Annotated in this window: 20 protein-coding genes and 1 tRNA gene; 12 read left to right on the top strand and 9 right to left on the bottom strand. The window is 53.7% G+C overall.

Annotated elements, in window-relative coordinates; genetic code table 11:
* Positions 1-2 precede the first annotated feature (2 nt).
* Together ACR0EO_RS04415 and cobA are read right to left on the bottom strand one after the other, a co-directional pair.
* The gene (locus tag ACR0EO_RS04415) at positions 3-317 is read right to left on the bottom strand and encodes a DUF2849 domain-containing protein (RefSeq protein ID WP_480687377.1); all 315 of its coding nucleotides are present in this window, start codon (positions 315-317) and stop codon (positions 3-5) included.
* A complete protein-coding gene (cobA, locus tag ACR0EO_RS04410; RefSeq protein WP_480687375.1) occupies positions 317-1,093 on the bottom strand; it encodes a uroporphyrinogen-III C-methyltransferase in 777 nt (258 codons plus the stop codon). The genes ACR0EO_RS04415 and cobA overlap by 1 nt, the downstream gene beginning before the upstream one ends.
* 141 nt (positions 1,094-1,234) lie before the next feature.
* On the opposite strand from cobA, the gene ACR0EO_RS04405 reads away from it, so the two are divergent.
* Positions 1,235-1,714 carry an Lrp/AsnC family transcriptional regulator gene (locus ACR0EO_RS04405; RefSeq protein ID WP_480687373.1) on the top strand — a complete coding sequence of 160 codons (480 nt, stop codon included), beginning with the start codon at positions 1,235-1,237 and terminating at the stop codon, positions 1,712-1,714.
* A 6-nt stretch (positions 1,715-1,720) separates the two neighbouring features.
* On the opposite strand, the gene ACR0EO_RS04400 is transcribed toward ACR0EO_RS04405, so the two are convergent.
* The gene (locus ACR0EO_RS04400) at positions 1,721-2,902 is read right to left on the bottom strand and encodes a cytochrome P450 (protein ID WP_480688224.1); all 1,182 of its coding nucleotides are present in this window, start codon (positions 2,900-2,902) and stop codon (positions 1,721-1,723) included.
* A 62-nt stretch (positions 2,903-2,964) separates the two neighbouring features.
* Between ACR0EO_RS04400 and ACR0EO_RS04395 the strand changes: the two genes are divergently transcribed.
* The 6 genes from ACR0EO_RS04395 (at position 2,965) to ACR0EO_RS04370 (ending at position 10,136) form a co-directional block, all read left to right on the top strand.
* A complete protein-coding gene (locus ACR0EO_RS04395) occupies positions 2,965-4,683 on the top strand; it encodes a sensor histidine kinase (protein WP_480687371.1) in 1,719 nt (572 codons plus the stop codon).
* A complete protein-coding gene (locus ACR0EO_RS04390) occupies positions 4,680-5,909 on the top strand; it encodes a sigma-54-dependent transcriptional regulator (protein WP_480687369.1) in 1,230 nt (409 codons plus the stop codon). Before ACR0EO_RS04395 ends, ACR0EO_RS04390 begins: the two co-directional genes overlap by 4 nt.
* A gap of 372 nt (positions 5,910-6,281) precedes the next feature.
* Complete coding sequence (locus ACR0EO_RS04385; protein WP_480687367.1) at positions 6,282-7,283, top strand: DctP family TRAP transporter solute-binding subunit; 1,002 nt, start codon at positions 6,282-6,284, stop codon at positions 7,281-7,283.
* Between the two features lie 113 nt (positions 7,284-7,396).
* Positions 7,397-8,074 (top strand): TRAP transporter small permease, encoded by a 678-nt coding sequence (locus ACR0EO_RS04380; protein ID WP_480687365.1) that lies wholly within the window; start codon positions 7,397-7,399, stop codon positions 8,072-8,074.
* Positions 8,074-9,450, top strand: coding sequence for a TRAP transporter large permease (locus tag ACR0EO_RS04375; protein ID WP_480687363.1), 1,377 nt, complete (start codon positions 8,074-8,076; stop codon positions 9,448-9,450). The genes ACR0EO_RS04380 and ACR0EO_RS04375 overlap by 1 nt, the downstream gene beginning before the upstream one ends.
* Positions 9,451-9,824: 374 nt before the next feature.
* Positions 9,825-10,136: a DMT family transporter gene (locus ACR0EO_RS04370; protein WP_480687361.1), complete on the top strand. Its 312-nt coding sequence runs from the start codon at positions 9,825-9,827 to the stop codon at positions 10,134-10,136.
* Positions 10,137-10,142: 6 nt separating this feature from the next.
* Here ACR0EO_RS04370 and tpiA read toward each other — a convergent pair whose 3' ends face one another.
* On the bottom strand, positions 10,143-10,892 hold the full coding sequence (gene tpiA, locus ACR0EO_RS04365) for a triose-phosphate isomerase (RefSeq protein WP_480687359.1): 750 nt from the start codon (positions 10,890-10,892) through the stop codon (positions 10,143-10,145).
* Positions 10,893-11,018: 126 nt separating this feature from the next.
* Between tpiA and ACR0EO_RS04360 the strand changes: the two genes are divergently transcribed.
* On the top strand, positions 11,019-11,933 hold the full coding sequence (locus ACR0EO_RS04360) for an isopenicillin N synthase family dioxygenase (RefSeq protein WP_480687358.1): 915 nt from the start codon (positions 11,019-11,021) through the stop codon (positions 11,931-11,933).
* Here ACR0EO_RS04360 and ACR0EO_RS04355 read toward each other — a convergent pair.
* A complete protein-coding gene (locus tag ACR0EO_RS04355) occupies positions 11,930-12,295 on the bottom strand; it encodes a HesB/IscA family protein (RefSeq protein WP_480687356.1) in 366 nt (121 codons plus the stop codon). The two genes, ACR0EO_RS04360 and ACR0EO_RS04355, sit on opposite strands and share 4 nt — an antisense overlap.
* A 210-nt stretch (positions 12,296-12,505) precedes the next feature.
* Here ACR0EO_RS04355 and ACR0EO_RS04350 point away from each other — a divergent pair, with 210 nt between their 5' ends.
* The gene (locus tag ACR0EO_RS04350) at positions 12,506-12,811 is read left to right on the top strand and encodes a hypothetical protein (protein ID WP_480687354.1); all 306 of its coding nucleotides are present in this window, start codon (positions 12,506-12,508) and stop codon (positions 12,809-12,811) included.
* Between the two features lie 219 nt (positions 12,812-13,030).
* Here ACR0EO_RS04350 and ACR0EO_RS04345 read toward each other — a convergent pair whose 3' ends face one another.
* From ACR0EO_RS04345 to ACR0EO_RS04335, 3 genes are all read right to left on the bottom strand, one after another.
* Positions 13,031-13,393, bottom strand: a complete 363-nt coding sequence (locus ACR0EO_RS04345) for an SUF system Fe-S cluster assembly protein (protein ID WP_480687352.1) — start codon at positions 13,391-13,393, stop codon at positions 13,031-13,033.
* A 94-nt stretch (positions 13,394-13,487) separates the two neighbouring features.
* Complete coding sequence (locus ACR0EO_RS04340) at positions 13,488-13,766, bottom strand: NfeD family protein (protein WP_480687350.1); 279 nt, start codon at positions 13,764-13,766, stop codon at positions 13,488-13,490.
* Positions 13,766-14,656 carry an SPFH domain-containing protein gene (locus ACR0EO_RS04335; protein ID WP_480687348.1) on the bottom strand — a complete coding sequence of 297 codons (891 nt, stop codon included), beginning with the start codon at positions 14,654-14,656 and terminating at the stop codon, positions 13,766-13,768. Before ACR0EO_RS04335 ends, ACR0EO_RS04340 begins: the two co-directional genes overlap by 1 nt.
* Positions 14,657-14,829: 173 nt before the next feature.
* On the opposite strand from ACR0EO_RS04335, the gene ACR0EO_RS04330 reads away from it, so the two are divergent.
* From ACR0EO_RS04330 to lon, 3 genes are all read left to right on the top strand, one after another.
* On the top strand, positions 14,830-15,741 hold the full coding sequence (locus tag ACR0EO_RS04330) for a nucleoside hydrolase (RefSeq protein ID WP_480687346.1): 912 nt from the start codon (positions 14,830-14,832) through the stop codon (positions 15,739-15,741).
* 64 nt (positions 15,742-15,805) lie between these two features.
* A complete protein-coding gene (gene tgt, locus ACR0EO_RS04325) occupies positions 15,806-16,936 on the top strand; it encodes a tRNA guanosine(34) transglycosylase Tgt (protein ID WP_480687344.1) in 1,131 nt (376 codons plus the stop codon).
* Between the two features lie 211 nt (positions 16,937-17,147).
* Positions 17,148-19,559 carry an endopeptidase La gene (lon, locus tag ACR0EO_RS04320; protein WP_480687342.1) on the top strand — a complete coding sequence of 804 codons (2,412 nt, stop codon included), beginning with the start codon at positions 17,148-17,150 and terminating at the stop codon, positions 19,557-19,559.
* 114 nt (positions 19,560-19,673) lie between these two features.
* Here lon and ACR0EO_RS04315 read toward each other — a convergent pair.
* Positions 19,674-19,748 (bottom strand) — tRNA-Val (locus ACR0EO_RS04315).
* Positions 19,749-19,873: the final 125 nt, after the last annotated feature.

Genomic DNA, 19,873 nt, shown 5'->3' with positions numbered 1-19,873 from the left:
AGTTAGGCCCGGGGCTGCGGGGAAGATTCCTGTTTGCCGTGGGCATAGTTGGACGGACCAGTCCGGCGGAAGTCTTCCCGGAAATGGGTGGGTTCGGGGCCGTTTTCGCCGGCGACGGCATCGGCGAGGTAAGCACCAACGATTTTGCTGGCCTGACATGTGGCATCCAGCAGGCGCACTTGAGCGTGGGCTTCGTCAGTGATCAACTCAGCCTCTGACAATTCGCGCGACCAGCGGTCGTCTTCGGTCAGATAGATAACATCACCTTCCAACAAATCGTTGGCGGTCACCACTTTGGGGGTAAAAGCGCGGGCCATCAGGCATGCTCCTTCTTGAATTCGGTCAGTGCCTTCGCCGCTTGACGCGGAGCAAGGCCATAAAAGGTCAGGGTGGGGCCGTCCATTTCGGCGGCGTTCAAATCGTTGGGCAACTGGTCCAAGTTCGTGGCCAGGATGCGTTGATCGGGGCGCGATGCGTTTTCCACCAAAGTCACCGGCGTTTCGCGGTCGGCGCCGTGCATGATCAGACGGCCCTGGATAAAGCGGGCGGACTTTTTTCCCATATAGATCGCGGCAACAGAACCGGCACGTGCTAGTGCAGTCCAATCGTGGTCGGCGAAACCCTTCATGTCGTGGCCGGTTAGAAAGCGGACGGAAGAATTACGGCCCCGACGGGTCAGGCTTTGGCCGATTCCGGCAACAGCAGCCGATGCCGCGGTGATGCCTGGCACGATCTGCCATGAGATACCTGCAACCTCGACGGCTTCGATCTCTTCATCCAGACGCCCAAATACGGTTGGATCACCAGACTTCAGGCGCACGACGTGCTGACCCTTCAGTGCATGTTCAACGAGTAACGCGTCAATGTCTTCCTGCTTCCAAGACGGTCCAAACCCGGCCTTGCCTACATCGATCAATGCAGCTGTGTTGCCGGCGAGATCCAGAACTTCAGCGCTGATCAGGCGGTCGTGCATAACGACGTCAGCACGGTCAAAGGCTTTGAGTGCCTTGACGGTCAGCAATTCCGGATCGCCCGGACCTGCGCCGACAAAGTCGACGTGTCCTGTGCCATCATATGATTGCGTAAGCTGCATGCTCTATTCCGGTTGGTTTGACTTGACCCCCAATATAGGAAATATTCCCGGTAATGCGCCATATGGGCGCTTAAATAAGAACATATGTTTCGTTGAGGTTTGCGATCGGGATGTTTGTTTTAATACGAAGGAAAAATTGGAATGTCGGTGCGAATTGATGACACGGATCGGAAAATTCTGGTTGAGCTACAGCGCGACGCCAGCCAATCGCTGGATGAAATAGCGGCCCGTGTCGGCAGTTCCAAGACCCCCGTCTGGAATCGAATCCGTAAGCTGAAAGGGGCAGGAGTAATCGGTCAGCAGACCGTTCTGCTCGACGCTGAGGCGCTCGGGTTTGAGGCCACGTTCTTTGTGCTGATCCGAACTTCGGAGCATGAAGCCGATTGGCAACGCAAGTTTCTCAAAGCGCTGCGGGATCGTCCCGAAGTTCAAGAGGCTCACAGGCTGGCTGGTGACATCGACTACATCCTCAAGGTCCGGGTGAAGAACGCGCGCGCATACGATGAGTTCTATCAGACACTGATCTCAGAGGTGCGCGTACACAATGTGACTGCGCTGCTTTCGATGGAGGAAATTAAGTCCACCACGATGCTTCCGCTGAACGCATTGATCGACAAATGAGGATCGTTAGACCTGAACCATCAATCGGGTTAGCCCGTGGAAGTGGTAGGTGTTGGAGTATTCGGGATCGCCACAAAGACGAAGTTTCGGGCAACGCTCGAACAAGGCCATTAAGGCGAGGCGCATCTCTAATCGAGCGAGCGGTGCTCCGACGCAAAAATGCAGCCCAGCCCCAAAGCTGGTGTTTGTCACAATCTGTCGGGCAGGGTTGAACACATTGGGATCATTCCATGTGGCTGGATCACGATTTGCCGCGCCTAGCAAAAGAGCAACTTCCTCTCCGCGTTTGAACTTGTGCCCGAACGCTTCGACGTCTTCGTAGGCATAACGTGAGAACATATGCAGAGGCGGGTCAAATCGCAGAATTTCTTCGATCAACCCATCAATTTGGTTGGGGATAAACTGTAACGGATCAATACCAAGCTGCAGTACGGTTTTGACCCCATTCCCAAGTGAATGGACCGTGGCCTCATGACCGGCGTTTAGCAGTAGGATGCAGGTGGCGACCAACTCATCACGAGAGAGCTTCTCGCCATCTTCTTCTGCTACGATTAAGCGTGTGATCAGGTCGTCCCTTGGATCGCTACGCCGCTGTTCGATGTATCCTGAAAGAAAGTCGGTGAAGTCTTTTGCGGCGGTTGCAGCGGTATCTTCTGTTTGACGCGTCCGGTTGGCCTGATACATCGCGACCATTGAATGGGACCAACGGAGCAAGCTGGGCGACATTTCCTCTGGGACCCCAAGTAATCTGCAAATAGTGATTACAGGGACCTGTGTGCAGAAGGCATCCAGCAAATCGAACGGAGCGTCTGAAAAGTCGCTGATCAGCTTATGACACAGATCATTAACAGAAGGTTTCAGGGCGATAATTGCACGTGAAGTGAATGCGCGCATCACCAGAGCGCGTAACCGTGTATGTCGTGGAGGTTCCGCTTCGAGAAGCGAGTGCGCTTCAACATTCAGCCAAGGGGCCAGGTGTTCGGGGCCAGGGTGTTGCTGCTCAATTGGGACTTCACGACCGAAACGGCGGTCTTTCAACAACGCCTGAACCGCGCGATGTGAGACTGCGGCGACTTTGTTGTAGTCGGACCAAAAGACAAGATCCCCTTCAGCACGAGCGTTGTCATAGAATGGATAGGGGTTTTGCACGAAATCCGGGTCAACCGGCGATTGGAATAGTGTCTTCATGGCGCGCACACTTGCCATGAGGCGCTCTGAATGCAAGACCCTATGTCATGCGCAGGCTATGGATGATCCTGGGATTTTTGTTTGCTGTCGGGCTTTTGTCCGCTGGCGTGTGGTCTTACGGCTATAGGCAGGCTCTGTCGCAATTGAGTGAAAAAGCCGAAGCTGACTTGGAACTGGCGGCGGACCGTCTCAGCACTCAGATGCAGGTTTATCAGGAACTGGCGGTTCTAATGGCGAACCATCCCAGCCTGAGAGAGCTTGAGACACCATCGCAACAGCGGGCTGCACGCGGGCTGTTATTGGACGTGGCGGACAAAACGTCCGCCGTCAACATGATGTACATCGACCAATCCGGTCAGGTGTTAGTCTCAGCTCAACCGATGGATCAGCGCAGCATGATCGGGCATCCTGCCTTTGCCCGTGCCATGCAGGGTGCCATGGGAAGCTCGCATGGTGTAATGCCGTCCAGTGGTGCCAGAATATATTCGTACGCAGCCCCAGCCTTTAGCCCCACAGGCCAAGTTGAAGGCGCACTAATGGTCGTTGCTGACGTTCAGGACGTTGAGCAAACCTGGCGGGGCAGTACTGAGGCTGTCTTTTTTGTTGATGCAGATGGGGTGGTCTTCATTTCGAACAGATCTGACCTGTTGTTTTGGCACCGCGACGAAGATCAGCAAGGCCTGACACCGCCAGATGGTGGCGGCGTTGATTTCGAGTCGATGCAGGTAGGTCGACACGAGTTATGGAAATTGAATTGGGGTCGGTACTTGCCACGTCGCGCCTTGCACCTGACGCTCGACTTGCCGGTTATCGATATGATCGCCGAAGTGCTGGTTGACGTCGCACCGGCTCGCCGGCTTGCGGGGCTGCAGGCGGCAGCTGTGGCTGCGATTTGTTTGGCTTTTGGTGCCTTTCTGTTTTTGGCGACTGAGCGTCGTCGCACGCTGGCTGAGGCCAATGCTGTACTTGAGAGCCGAGTGGCGCAACGAACGCGTGCGCTAACGGCCGCGAACTCTGCATTGCGCCGTGAGGTTCATGAACGGCAAGAGGCCGAAACTGCGTTAAAGCACGCTCAAGAAGAGCTTATCCAAGCGGGAAAACTAAGTGCGCTTGGTCAGATGTCTGCTGGTATCAGCCATGAGCTCAACCAACCTCTGATGGCAATTCAGCAATTCGCTGACAACGGAGCGGCTTTTCTATCAAGGGGACGAGAAGAAAAGGCCGCCGAAAATCTGACACGCATTTCTGACATGGCTGCTCGGATGGCCCGAATTATCAAAAACCTGCGTGCGTTTGCTCGAAACGAGAATGAACCGATGGGCAAGGTCGATCTGGTGCAGGTAATCAACACGGCTGTGGAGTTAACCGACGCCCGTTTGCGCGCCGACGGGGTCACAATGGACTGGCAGCCACCAAACAGTCCGGTTTTTGCATGGGGTGGTGAAGTGCGATTGGTCCAGGTGTTCGTGAACCTGATCAACAACGCAGCAGATGCGATGAGCCAGCAGGAGGAGCGGCTTATTTGCATTGTGATAAACAACGGAAAGAAACTGGCGGTGACAGTACGCGATATTGGGCCGGGTATCGAAAACACCGAAAAGCTTTTTGAGCCTTTCTACACAACCAAGGCCGTTGGTTCGTCGGAAGGGATGGGGCTGGGCCTTTCGATCTCTTATGGTTTGGTTCAGAGTTTCGGTGGAAACATTCGTGGAGCCAACGCGCCAACAGGCGCAATGTTTACCGTGGAGCTTGAGTACTATCGGGAAGACGAGGTGGCATGAGCCGTAAAGTCCTTTTGGTTGATGACGACGCCGCTGTTCGTGAGGCATTGGCGCAGACGCTCGAACTGGCTGACTACAACCCTATTACGGCCGGGTCTTTTGTTGCTGCCAAAGACCATATCGATCCTGATTTTCCGGGTGTTATCGTTTCTGATATCCGTATGCCGGGGCGAGACGGTTTCCACCTGCTGAACTACGCGCATGACGTAGATCCTGACCTGCCCGTAATTCTTTTGACTGGAGAAGGTGACATTCCGATGGCCGTACAGGCCATGGGGCAAGGTGCATTCGATTTTCTCGAGAAACCATGTGCGGCGGCGGATCTGCTGGCAGTTTTGGACAAAGCTTTCGCGCAGAGAACTCAAGTTCTTGAGCACCGCGCGCTAAAGTATGAGCAAGAGCGAGGTGACCCGGCTGCGCGGTTGTTGTTTGGGTTGTCAGTTCAGGCCGAGGCGTTGAGAGAGCGTGTTCGGTCTGTGGCGCTCACTGGGGCCGAAGTTCTGGTCACAGGGCCAGCAGGTAGCGGGATTTCTAAAGTGGCGGAAGTCATACACCTGATGTCTCCGCAAGGGCAGGGACCTTTTGTCAAAAGACCTTCCTCGGGGCTGACCGCCGACGACTTAGTCCGCGTTTGCGAAGATGCGGCTGGCGGATCACTGTTTTTGGATGAAATCTCGACTATGCCCGAAGCAACGCAATACGCGGCCTTGGAGTTGGTAGAGCAGGGTATCGGTGCCCGAATACTGGCCGGCACGACAGCTGACCTGGCGGTCATGTCTTCTGAAGGTCGGTTCCACGCGGATTTGTTTTATCGGCTAGATGTCATGAGGGTGCGCATTCCGTCCCTCGCCGAGAGGCCCGAGGATATCCCGGTGATCTTTCGTCACTATGTGGCCCAAGCAGCTGAGCAAGCTGGAATAGCAGAGCCCGAAATCTCTTCAGAACATTTGGCCTCTCTTATGGCCAGTGACTGGCCCGGGAATGCTCGGTCCTTAATGTCATCCGCGATGCGGTTTGTCTTGGGAATGCCGGAAGAAGTGTCACAAGCAACTGATTTGGGGCTCAGCGAACAAATGGCTCGGGTGGAACGCTCTTTGTTGATCGCTGCATTGGGGAGGCACAATGGCAAGGCCGCTGACGCAGCCAAGGCTCTAAAGCTGCCGCGCAAGACCTTCTATGACAAGTTGACCCGCTATCAAATCCGTCCGGAAGACTATCGCAGGTGATCTGAAACAACGGCGACTGCGGAAAGCCGCAGTGTCATACAGTTCAGCAACTTGAGTGGGGCAGCTCGCGTATGTGGACCGCGGTTAAGCGCATTGACCGTCGAGTGATTCTTAAAGTGTGATTCGCCTTTAGTGCGAAAATCCGCACAAACACAGTACAGCTTGTGCGGTTTTTCGCACAGTGCCATTCCGACCTGAAAATGTATGTTTTAGGGTTCTCTTTTAAATCTATGTTTCCAAATAGAAAAAATCAAAAATTATGGAAATGTAACAAATTATTGAGCGGTAACCTTCGATTCGGTTCACTTCGCACCATACGGCTCTGACCAAGGGCCAAAGTGAAGTTAGAAGACGTTTGGGAGGAACAAACCTATGAAATTTCTGACAACAGCTGCAACCGCACTCGCTCTGAGCGTTACAGCGACCGCTGGTTTCGCGGCGTGCGACGATGGCGAAATCGTCGTGAAGTTCGCACATGTGACAAATACCGACAAACACCCAAAAGGCATCGCTGCATCGCTGCTTGAACAGCGCGTAAATGACGAAATGCAAGGTGTGATGTGCATGGAAGTTTATCCAAACTCCACGCTCTACAATGACGACAAAGTGCTCGAAGCGATGTTGCAGGGTGACGTGCAACTGGCGGCTCCGTCGCTGTCAAAATTCGAGAAATTCACCAAACAGTTCCGCCTGTTTGACCTGCCATTCATGTTCAAGAACATCGATGCCGTGGATGCATTCCAAGCTTCGGCAGACGGTCAGGCAATGAAAGACAGCATGCAGCGCCGTGGCTTGCAAGGATTGGCCTTCTGGCACAATGGCATGAAGCAAATGTCCGCGAACAAACCTCTTGAGAGCCCATCGGATGCCGAGGGTTTGAAGTTCCGCGTTCAATCTTCGGATGTTCTGGTCGCTCAGATGGAAGCAATCGGTGGTAGCCCACAGAAAATGGCGTTCTCGGAAGTTTACGGTGCTCTGCAGCAGGGTGTTGTAGATGGTCAGGAGAACACCTGGTCGAACATCTACGGCAAAAAGTTCTTTGAAGTGCAGGATGGTATCACCGAGACCAACCACGGCATTATCGACTATCTGGTCGTGACCTCTGTTGACTGGCTGGACAGCCTTGATCCCGAAGTGCGTGATCAGTTCCTGACCATTTTGGCCGAAGTCACCGACACTCGGAACAAAGAAGCCTTTGCTGTGAACGAAGCAGCCAAAGTTTCGATCACCGATGCAGGCGGTATCATTCGTGAACTGAACCCAGAACAGCGTCAGGCATGGGTCGACGCGATGAAGCCTGTTTGGGACAAGTTCGCTGACGATGTAGGTCAGGACAAGATCGACGCCGCTCAGGCGATTAACGCCGGGTACTAATCCCGGGGCTTGCCGCGCGTCGGGGGACTGGGGAGTTATCGACGCGCAGGCCGGGCGGGCCGCAAAAGGCCCGCCCCAATCACTCTCATCACAAAAAATGCGGGGACAGAGAGATGTCTGGTGCGAAATCCGGCCAAGGCGGGCTGGTCGACCATATCGAAGAAACCCTGATTGCGTTGCTCTTGGGCCTTATGACGGCCGTAACTTTTGCCAACGTAATCGCGCGGTTCGTTTTTAACTCAAACATCCTATGGGCGCTGGAGTTGACGGTTTTCACGTTCGGCTGGCTGGTGCTGCTGGGGGCCTCCTACGCGGTCAAAAAGCACGCGCATCTGGGCGTGGACGCGATTTTGAACATGTTGGCTCCGGCGCCTCGCCGGATTTTGGCCCTGATTGCTGTAGGTTGCTGTCTGGTGTTCTCGCTTTTGATGCTCAAGGGCGCGTATGACTATTGGGCTGTTTTCGCGGATCTGCCGCCCACCTCGGGCCGTTGGTTCCCGACAGGTTTCAACTTTGATGCTCGTAGTCAGAGCTTTTACGAAGTTGATGACATTCCGATGGTCGCGCCGCTGCGGTTTCTGGAAGACATGATCAACTACGGCGAAGCCTACGAAAAACTACCTAAGGTCGTTCCTTACTTCATTTTACCGCTGTCCATGGTGCTGCTGGTGTTTCGTTTTGCACAGGTCGCCGTTCAGATCTGGCGTGGCGAAACCGACCGTATCGTCGCTAGCCACGAGGTTGAGGATGAGATCGAAGAAGTGCGCGCTCAGCAAGGGGAGCATGATTGATGGACGTAGTACTTCTCTTCTCGATGGTCATTGGCCTGCTGCTGATTGGGGTGCCGATTGCCGTCGCTCTGGGCCTCAGTTCGACTCTGTTCCTTCTCATGTATTCCGACAGCTCGCTAGCATCCGTTGCCGGAACGCTTTTCGAGGCGTTTGAAGGCCACTTTACCCTGCTGGCTATCCCGTTCTTCATTCTTGCGTCATCCTTTATGACCACAGGCGGTGTTGCGCGGCGGATCATCCGGTTTTCGATCGCTTGTGTGGGGCATTTGCCCGGCGGTCTGGCCATTGCGGGCGTGTTTGCTTGTATGTTGTTCGCCGCACTCTCGGGGTCGTCTCCGGCGACTGTGGTAGCCATCGGTTCGATCGTAATCGCGGGTATGCGTCAGGTTGGATACTCCAAGGAATTCGCTGCAGGCGTGATTTGTAACGCTGGCACGTTGGGAATTCTGATCCCGCCATCCATTGTGATGGTTGTGTATGCTGCGGCCGTTGAAGTCTCGGTTGGGCGAATGTTCCTGGCGGGTGTCATTCCTGGGTTGCTGGCCGGTCTCATGCTGATGGTGGCCATTTATGTAATGGCCAAAGTCAAGAACCTACCCAAAGGCGAGTGGAAGGGTTGGGGCGAAGTATTCGTCTCAGCGCGTGAGGCGGGTTGGGGTCTTTTCCTGATCGTCATCATTCTGGGTGGGATCTACGGCGGGATCTTCACCCCGACCGAAGCTGCCGCTGTGGCAGCTGTCTACGCGTTCTTTATCGCTAGCTTTGTCTACAAAGACATGGGACCGCTCAGCACCGAAGAAGGCGCGCCGAACCTGCCGCTGCTGAAAAAGCCTTATGCTTTGATTACCGCGTTCTTCCACCCGGACACCAAGCACACGCTGTTCGAAGCTGGAAAGCTGACTGTTACGTTGCTGTTCGTGATCGCAAACGCTCTGATCCTAAAGCACGTTTTGACGGACGAGCAGGTTCCGCAGCATATCGCCGAAGCAATGCTGTCGGCGGGTCTGGGGCCAGTTACCTTCCTGATTGTGGTCAACGTTATCCTGTTGATCGGCGGTCAATTCATGGAGCCTTCGGGTCTTCTGGTCATCGTCGCGCCTCTGGTATTCCCGATCGCTATCGAGCTTGGCATTGACCCCATTCACTTGGGTATCATCATGGTGGTGAACATGGAGATCGGGATGATCACGCCTCCGGTCGGCCTGAACCTATTCGTGACATCAGGCGTAGCCGGAATGCCGATGATGGGGGTAGTGAAAGCTGCTTTGCCGTTCCTAGCTGTGCTGTTCGTTTTCCTCATCATGGTGACTTACATACCGTGGATATCGACATTCCTGCCCAATACCTTCATGGGGCCGGAAATCGTGACCAACTAGGTTAACTCACTAGAAAGCAAAAAGGCCGGGTCCATGATTGGGCCCGGCCAAATTTGTTTTTAGTTATGCAATTGACACTTTCTGATGGCCTCAGCTGGCGCTTCAGGGGGCGCTCAGTAAGTTCCAAGGACTGGCTCACATATCAAACGCTGGGGACGCATTGGACAACGCGGTTGTGAACGCTTCGTTTCTGTTGAGCGGTAACTAAGAGGTTGGGTGAGGAGTTTTTCTAAAACACTGGCGATAGTGTCGCGGTGGAATGTTTCCGAACAATACCTTGAATCTCAACTTTGCTTGCTTAAGTAAAAATTCGAGGACGACCTCAGTCATTTGGAAATCATTCGGGACGACCCGTGATGACTTGAGGTGTTCTTATGTCCTGGATTTTCTTATTACTTGCGGGCCTTCTCGAAATTGTTTGGGCTGTAGCCATGAAGCAATCGGCTGGCTTTACACGTCTCTGGCCGACCGCCTTGATGGTGGTATCGATGATCGGATCGTTCGGGCTGTTGGCCTTGGCGATGCGGACGCTTCCACTGGGAACTGCCTATGTGATTTGGACTGGGATTGGTGCAGTCGGCGCATTCCTTGTCGGGGTGATGTTGCTAGGTGAATCCCTGAACACCGCGCGCGTTATTGCGGCGGTGCTGATCGTAACGGGAATGGTGACGATGAAGCTGGCCTGAGTTTACTCAGGCCTTTTCCAAGGCCTGGATGATTCCTGAAAAGTCCTGCGCCTTCAGGCTGGCACCACCGACCAAGGCTCCGTCTACGTTTGAAACTCCGAAAATCTCCAAAGCGTTGTCTGGTTTGACCGACCCGCCGTAAAGCAAACGAACGGATCGACCGACGCCCTCACCAAAACGGCGTTCCAGCCGGGCGCGAATAAAGTCGTGCACCTCTCCGATTTCGTTCAGCGTTGGGACTTTGCCGGTGCCAATGGCCCAAATGGGTTCGTAGGCGACGATCAAATTCTCGCCAGTAGATTGATCTGGAATCGAACCCGACATCTGTCCGCCGATAATATCCAGAGTGTTTGCAGCCTCTCGTTGCTCAAGGCTTTCACCAACGCAGATGATCGCCTTCAGACCTGCGTCCATAGCGGCCCGCGCCTTGGCTCGGACATCTTCGTTCTGCTCACCATGATCTTCTCGCCGTTCCGAATGACCTAGAATAACGGAGCTCGCGCCAGCGTCGATCAGCATGTCCGCGCTGATGTCACCGGTGTGAGCACCCGAAGAAGCCGAGTGGCAGTTCTGGCCGCCGACAGTGATGTCCGTCTGGTCGACAGTTTGCGCTGCGCGATGAAGCAATGTGGCAGGTGGACAGATCAGAACATCTACGGATGAACTAGGGTGGCTGCGAGCCAGAGTCTCAAGCTCGGACAGTGCCGCAGCTGTTCCGTTCATCTTCCAATTGCCTGCCGCCAGCTTGCGCCGCATATCGCGTACCCCCTGATAATATTTCGAATTTCTTAAAACCGGATAGCACCGCCAGCACGGGCTGACAATTCCGGTTGCAGAGCAGGCAACAAAACGGCACGTTCCGCCGAAAGAAATGAGGGCAGAATGATCCAAAATCTTGACTTGGAGAAACTGGACCAACGGGATCCAGATGAGTTGGCGAGCCTCCTGCTGGCGGTCAAGACCGTGGGTTTTTTGACCGTTTCCAACACCGGGTTGCAAGAGGAACGTGTGCGCAAGGTTCTCTCCGCCTATCGCGAATTTTTTCATCTGCCAGAAGCTGAGAAAAAGCGCGTAGACATGGCAACTACCGGTTCAAACCGGGGGTGGGGTGCCTCTCAGTCAGAGCAAGTAGACCCCGAAGCAAACCCTGACTTTAAAGAGGTTTTTGACTGCGGGTACGAAGTTCCGTCAGACAGCCCTTACCACACCGCGGACTTGAGTGTTTACGCACCGAACCTCTGGCCGGACAACCCGCCCGAGTTTCGTACAATCATTCAGGCCTATTATAAGGATGCTTGTACGGTCGCCATGCGTGTACTCAGGGCAATCGCTGTTGCCATTGGAAAAGATGAAGCCAGCTTTGATGCTGCGTTTGACACTCCAATGGCGCTTTTACGAGGCAACTATTACCCCCAGCGGCCTGTTTGGGCAGGTGCTCGGGATTTTGGAATTGGGGCGCACACGGACTATGGGTGCCTGACCTTGCTGGCGACAGATGGTACGTCAGGGTTGGAGGTCTTCATGCCGGATCAAACATGGGAGAGGGTTGAAGCCCAGCCCGGCACCTTTGTGATTAATTTTGGCGAGATGCTGGAATTCTGGACCGCGGGCCAGGTAAAGGCCACGCTTCACCGCGTGATCGGTGGGCAGAACGAGCGTCTTTCCGTGCCTCTATTCTTCAACCCAACCTACGACACAAACGTGGCCCCCCCGAATTCAGGTCAAACCATTCGGGCAGGACAGCATCTAACACAACGTTTTAGTGAAACTTACGTTCACCTTCAGGCCGCGAGCTAGGTCTGAGATGTCAGGCCTTCATCGAACTTGATCGATTCACCGCAGCCGCAGGCGTCGACCACATTCGGATTCCGAAACTTGAAGCCTGCTTCCAGCAGAGAGACTTCATAGTCTATCTCGGTGCCAAACAGGAACATTTGGGCCATAGGCGCGATCATGATCCGAGCGCCGTCCTGTTCCACGACCTCGTCATTCGTGTCAGGTTGATCGACGTAGTCCATGGTGTATTCCATGCCCGCACACCCACCTTTTTTGACGCCAATACGCAAACCTGCGTGGCCGCCTTTTTCCATAAGGCGTGCAATCTGCTGAGCAGCTTTCGGTGTCATAGTCACGGCTTGTTTGCCGGGAATGCCGAACATTGTGATCTCCGTCGTCGCGCGTTTCTTCTAATTTAGTGTTCTGTTCTCAAAGGCTCAAGGCACAGCAGCTATACTTACCTAACTTTTGAGACGGTGGTGAATGGTGCTTGCGTTTTGAAATAAGCTACCCTTAGCCTGAGTTTACTCAAATTCAGGTAGATTGCGATAGGGCGGGAAGAAATGAACCTTTTAAAAAAATGTAGAAAAAATATGTTTGTAGCGGTGGTTTTGGGGGTCAGTTCTGTAATTGCAAGCGGTGCGGTGGCTCAGGATAAGGTTAAAAGGCACCCTATCAACTGTTCAACTGCCGAAGGTGACTTGAGGGCAATTGCCGCAGAAAAGAAACATGCCCAAGACCAGCAAGTAGAAAGCGTTTTGTCTCTTACACCGGCCGGTGCGCTGTTGGGGTTGGCCACTGGCACTGAAAACAAGCGGCTTTCGATGCTGTCGGGCGACTACGTCAAAGCACTGGACGACAGGGCGGCTGAAATCAAATCCACCTGTGGTATCCAATAGGCAATCTGTTTGATGAAAAAGACCGCTCTCGGGCAAGAGCGGTCTCATATTCCAGGCCGGCTTTTAAAGGGGGCGGCTAAGGTGTTGTCGGCCTACGCAGTACAGCATTGTGAGGCTAGCACTTGCACGCGGCAACTATTTCACAATCTTCGTGACGGTTTCGCTACACGCTCATGACGGTGGAATAAATCTTTTATGACAAAGACTTATTGAGCCGGATTACATAAACCCAAGCTCAAGCCTTGCCTCGTCTGACATCATTTCCATTCCCCAGGGCGGTTCCCAAGTCAGTTCAACGTCAACTTCCTTGATTCCAGCGACGGGTTCGATTGCTTCGACGATCCAGCCCGGCATGTCGCCCGCAACAGGGCAGCCAGGCGCAGTCAACGTCATGATCACCTTAACCGCGTTTTCATCGGAGATGTCGATCGTGTAGATCAGGCCCAAATCATAGATATTCACCGGGATTTCCGGGTCAAACACCGTGCGGCAAGCTTCGACCACTGCTTCGTACAAAGGATGCTCTATGGTCGAAGGCGCGATCAGCGGTGTGCCTTCAAACTGTTCACTCGGATGAGTCATTTGTGCCTCGGGGCTGTTTCCTGAGAAATTATATAGGGAAAGCCAGAGGCAGCGTCCAGAGGTGCAATGGCGCCCAAAGGGGCGCCAATTGTGATTAGTCGTTAATGTCGTGGTTGAAGGTTTTGACCTGTCCGTGGGGCAGGGCGAACATGCGCCGCAGAACAAGCCAAGCAATTAAAGATAGTGCTGCAAAGATCAGTAGCATGATTGGCAGCGACGGTGAGAATGCGGGAATGATCAGCAAAAGGCCGGTGACGGCTGCTCCAATCGCGAAGCCCAGAAAGATGAAACCGGGCAAAACGATCTCGAGAATTCCCAGGGCGAGCGCCCCCGCCAGCCAGAGCCACCATGTCAGCCAGAAGGGATCAGCCATTAACGTCCTCCTTTCAGCATCTTGAAGGCATCTCCAAATGCCTCAAGTGCATTCGCTGGAACCACGATAGTTTGCGATCCAGAACCGTTACCCAAGGCGTTCAAGGATTCGACCTGTTTCAGAGCGACTTGGTACTGAGCGGCTTCGATCCCGTTATCCTGAATAGCCTTGGCGACGACGCCAGTTGCATAAGCTTCGGCTTCGGCCTGAATGCGTCGGGCTTTTGCAGTTTGCTCGGCGGCATACAGTTCGGCATCAGCGTTTAGCTCTACCGCACGTTTTTGGCCTTCGGCTTCGGTAACTTGTGCACGGCGAGCGCGTTCGGCGTTCAACTGCTGCAGCATCGCGTCGCGCGTTGCCTGATCGAGATTAACATCCAGAATCTCAGCTCGGGTCACTTCGATCCCCCAGTCATCAACAGCCGTTTCAACACTCTCTTGAATGCGTTCTATCAACTGAGCTCGATTGGATTGAACTTCGTCCAGATCCATTTTGCCGATTTCCGCACGCACTATACCTGCAACGGTTGTTGCGATCGCACCGTCTACGTCACGGATACGATAAACCGTCTTTTCAGGTTCGAGAATACGGTAGAACACTGATGTATCGATTTGGACCAGAACGTTGTCCTTGGTGATTGCGTCCTGAGTAGCGTTGGGCAGCTGACGTTCCAGAATCGAAATCTTGTGTCGCGCAACGTCTAGAAAAGGAACAATAAAGTTAATTCCGGGCCCCAGAACAGAGTGTAGTCGACCGAACCGTTCAATCACGTATTTTTCAGATTGCGGTACGATTTTAATACCTTTGAAGATAACGACAACGATCAACACCGCCGCTAGTACGTAAACGATGTTTGACGTCAACAATCCAATAATCTGGTCTTCGGTCATAACTGTCCTCTTTTTGTGTACAACAGTATACATTTGGGTATTGAGTCGCCCAATTTCAACTCTGGTATGAAGGGGTTGCCCCCGGATGCAAAACAATGAATCCGAAGCGGACGAGTTGATTTTTGGGAATGTGACTGCTTTGCATCCTGACCTGATTGCGCTATCGCACAGGGATGAAACTGATTATCGACACTGATCCCGGAATCGACGACGCAATGGCAATTGCCTATGCGGCAGCCGCACCTGAAATTGATCTCATTGGCCTAACAACAGTATTCGGCAATACTCACGTGCATCAATCCAGCCGGAACGCACGGTTTTTGTTGCATAAACTTGGGCTCGATGCAGCGGTTGCAGAGGGCGCCGAGTTCGCGTTGGGTGAAAACAGCCATGCTCCGTCAGAGCATGTGCACGGCCCAGAAGGTTTTGGGTACATAACGGAAATTCCCCAAATCGGTGCAAACCATTCACTGTCCGCCGCCGAGTTCTTGGTCGAGATGGCGCGAGAGCACAAGGGAGAGCTGGTTGTCTGCGCTGTCGGCCCGCTGACCAATATTGCGCATGCGATGCGGTTGGATCCGGAGTTCACCGAGAATATCAATCGGTTGGTAATCATGGGTGGTGCTGTGTTCTGCCCGGGAAACATCACAGCCCACGCCGAAGCCAACATTTTTCACGATGCGAAGGCCGCTGATGAGGTTTTTGCCTCCCCGCCAAACACCGTTTTGGTCGGGTTGGATGTAACACTGAAAACTCTATACGAAACAGCGGATTTCGAAGCACTGGCCGACCGCTCACCCGAAATGGGTGGGTTCTTGCGTGATATCTCTCGGTTCTATCTGAAGTTCTATAAAGAGGTTGGCGGTCTCGAGGGATGTGGTCTGCATGATTCAACTGCAGTAATCGCATGTTCACATGAACCGATGTTCGATTTGGTTGAGACTGGCCTGCAGGTCGTTTTGGACGGCGATGAAGTCGGCGCGACCAAGGTTGATCCCTCCAGACCTCCAGTGCGAGTGTGCCGGGACGTAGATGGGGCAGGGGTTGTACGCCTGTTTACACAGCGCGTCGCGTCACTGCCCTGACGGGTTGCAAAGACTAGCCAGATAAGGCAAATGCTGCCCGGTTCCGCGACCCTGAGGCGACCTTATGACTGACCGATTTTCTTTTGAACTGAAGGCCACAGACGGCAAAGCCAGAACTGGTGCAATTCAGACGCCACGTGGCGAAGTGCGCACGCCTGCTTTCATGCCCGTGGGCACTGCGGCAACGGTCAAGGCAATGATGCCGGAAAGCGTCCGGGCAACAGGTGCCGATATCCTTTTGGGGAATACCTACCACCTAATGCTGCGTCCTACTGCAGAGCGTATCGACCGTTTGGGTGGTCTGCATAAGTTCATGAATTGGGACCTTCCCATTTTGACGGATTCCGGCGGATTTCAGGTCATGTCGCTTGCTGGGTTGCGCAAGCTGACTGAAAAGGGCGTGACCTTCAAATCGCATATCGACGGTTCAAAGCACGAACTGACGCCGGAAAGATCAATGGAGATTCAACGCCTGTTGGGTTCGGACATTGTTATGTGTTTCGACGAATGTCCGGCGCTGCCTGCAGACCGTGATCGGATCGCCGAATCGATGCGTCTGTCCATGCGGTGGGCTGATCGCTCTCGAGAGGCCTTTGGAGATCGCCCCGGCCATGCTCTGTTCGGCATTATGCAGGGTGGTTTGGAACAGGATCTGCGAGAAGAAAGCGCCGAGGAACTGAAAAAGATCGGTTTTGAAGGATATGCCGTCGGCGGTCTAGCTGTCGGTGAAGGGCAGGAGGCGATGTTTGATTGTCTCGACTATGCACCGGGTTACCTCCCCGTTGATAAGCCGCGCTATTTGATGGGTGTTGGAAAGCCAGACGATATCGTCGGTGCGGTTGCGCGTGGGATCGATATGATGGATTGCGTGTTGCCTTCGCGCTCTGGTCGCACAGGCCAAGTCTTTACGCGATTTGGGGTCGTGAACATCAAAAATGCTCGTCATGCTGATGATCCACGCCCGTTAGATGAGACATGTTCTTGCCCAGCCTGCTCAAACTACTCGCGTGCCTATCTGCACCATGTTTTCCGATCAAATGAGATGATTTCGGGCATGTTGCTGACCTGGCATAACCTGCACTACTTTCAGGAAATCATGCAGGGCATGCGAGACGCCATTGCCGCTGGGACTTTTGATGCATGGCAGGAAAATTTCCATGCTCAACGCGCGCAAGGCGATATTGAGCCGATTTAATCACCTGCAGATCGTCTCAATTAGCAAAATCGTTGGATATATCTGCGCGATACCTTGCAGTCCGCAAAACCTCGGGTCATTCTGATCCTGACAAATGACGGTGAGGTTGAAAACGGCTACAAAAGCCCCACCTTTATCGTCCAAACAGGAGACGGCCAGGCGTTGCCTCAATGAGGGACCAGTGCCGTCTTGCCAATGATAAGGATTGAGCATGCAAGAGCCCCTTAATTCCTCGTACCCAGTACTGCCGCTGCGCGACATTGTGGTATTCCCACACATGATCGTGCCGCTGTTTGTTGGGCGGGAAAAATCCGTCCGTGCATTGGAAGAAGTAATGCAGGACGACAAACAGATTTTATTGTCCAGTCAGATTGATCCGGGTGACGACGACCCTTCGGTCGACGGCATTTACCGTTCTGGTGTTCTGGCTAACGTTCTGCAATTGCTGAAGCTGCCCGATGGCACTGTTAAGGTGCTGGTCGAAGGGCAAGCACGTGTGCAGATCACCGAATTTCTTGAAAACGAAGAGTTTTTCGAGGCTCGCGCCGAATATCTGACTGAGATTCCGGGCGATGTGACCACAACCGAAGCTCTATTGCGGACCGTCGCGGACGAGTTTGAGCGCTATGCGAAAGTGCGCAAGAACATTCCCGAAGAAGCTCTCACAGCGGTTGGCGAAACTGCTGAGCCTGCAAAGCTGGCTGACCTTGTATCGGGTCATCTGGGTATTGAGGTTGAGCAAAAGCAAGAGCTTCTGGAAACACTCAGCGTCAGCGAGCGGCTTGAGAAGGTCTATGGCCTGATGCAGGGCGAAATGTCGGTTCTGCAGGTCGAGAAAAAGATAAAGACTCGTGTCAAATCGCAGATGGAGAAGACCCAGCGTGAGTACTACCTGAATGAGCAGATGAAAGCCATTCAGAAGGAACTGGGCGATGGCGAAGATGGCTCGAACGAAGTCGCTGAGCTGGAAGCCAAGATTAATGAGACCAAGCTATCGAAAGAGGCGCGCGAAAAGGCTGAAGGTGAGCTGAAGAAGCTCAAGAACATGTCGCCTATGTCCGCCGAAGCCACCGTAGTGCGCAACTATCTGGACTGGATCCTGTCTTTGCCATGGGGCACCAAATCCCGCGTCAAAAAGGACCTGGGTCGTGCGCAGGATATTTTGGACGCCGATCACTATGGCCTCGAAAAGGTTAAAGAACGGATCGTTGAGTATCTGGCGGTTCAGCAGCGTTCGAAGAAGCTGAAAGGCCCAATTCTGTGCCTTGTAGGCCCTCCGGGTGTAGGTAAGACCTCGCTGGGTAAGTCCGTTGCCAAAGCCACGGGGCGCGAGTTCATTCGTATCTCACTGGGTGGCGTGCGCGACGAGTCTGAGATTCGCGGCCACCGCCGTACCTATATCGGTTCGATGCCCGGTAAGATCATTCAGGCGCTGAAAAAGGCAAAAACCACGAACCCACTCATCTTGCTCGACGAGATCGACAAGATGGGGCAGGACTTCCGTGGCGATCCGGCTTCGGCGATGCTTGAGGTGTTGGACCCGGAACAGAACAGCACGTTTATGGACCACTACCTTGAGGTCGAATATGACCTGTCCAACGTAATGTTCCTGACCACGTCAAACAGTTACAACATGCCTGGGCCTCTGCTGGACCGGATGGAGATCATTCCTCTGGCCGGTTACACCGAAGAGGAAAAGAGCGAGATCGCCAAGCAACACCTGATCGACAAACAGGTCAAAAACCACGGTCTGAAGGCTAAGGAATTTGAACTGACCGATGAGGCATTGCAAAAGATCATCCGCACTTACACTCGCGAAGCGGGTGTACGGAACCTTGAGCGTGAAATCGCCAAAGTGGCTCGGAAGTCACTGACCAAGATCATCAAGAAAGAGGCGGAATCCGTTACGGTGACGCCGGAAAATCTGGATGACTTCCTTGGGGTGCCGAAGTTCCGCTATGGCTTGGCTGAACAGGACGATCAGGTTGGTGTTGTCACCGGTCTGGCTTGGACTTCGGTCGGTGGTGATCTGCTGCATATCGAAGCTCTGAAACTGCCGGGTAAAGGTCGGATGAAGACGACCGGTAAGCTTGGTGATGTGATGAAAGAGTCGATCGACGCCGCCTCATCCTATGTGCGGTCGATTTCGCCTCAGATCGGGGTGAAACCGCCCAAGTTCGATACGCTGGATATTCACGTCCACGTGCCGGACGGAGCAACGCCAAAGGATGGTCCGTCTGCGGGTCTGGCGATGGTAACATCGATTGTCTCTGTGTTGACCGGCATTCCGGTGCGCAAGGACATCGCGATGACTGGCGAAGTTTCGCTGCGCGGTAACGCGATGCCAATCGGTGGCCTGAAAGAAAAGCTGCTTGCTGCTCTTCGTGGTGGGATCAAAACAGTTCTGATCCCTGAGGAAAATGAAAAGGATCTTGCAGACATTCCGGACAACGTGAAGGAAGGTCTGGAGATCATTGCAGTCTCGCACGTTTCGGAAGTTCTCAAGAAGGCTCTGGTAGGCGCGCCTGAGCCTATCGAATGGGACGAAGCGGCAGAAGATGCTGCAGCGGCAGCTGCAAAGATTGCTGCTGACGGCAGCGGAGCGTCAGCCACCGCGCACTAAGCAAGCAAACTAAAGTCACAGGGCGGGGTTTATGACCTCGCCCTTTTTTGTTTCCAAGGTTCAAAAGAAAACCAACACGGTCATCGCTTCAACGTTCCTTGGCTGCAATGAAAATGGTGGGTGATAAGAGTTTTGAACTCCTGACATCTTCGGTGTGAACGAAGCGCTCTACCACTGAGCTAATCACCCTTGAGGCGGCGTCTTATCGTCAGATGTGTGTGCCTGCAAGGCGATTGAAACAACCTGTCGGGCTTCTTTTATCGACCTGTTTCAACAGAAGGTTTGCTGGACTTTTGCCGCCTTATTGCGGCGAC

Source organism: Ruegeria sp. BE9 (assembly GCF_056538765.1).
This window is presented reverse-complemented; position numbering and strand designations above follow the sequence as displayed.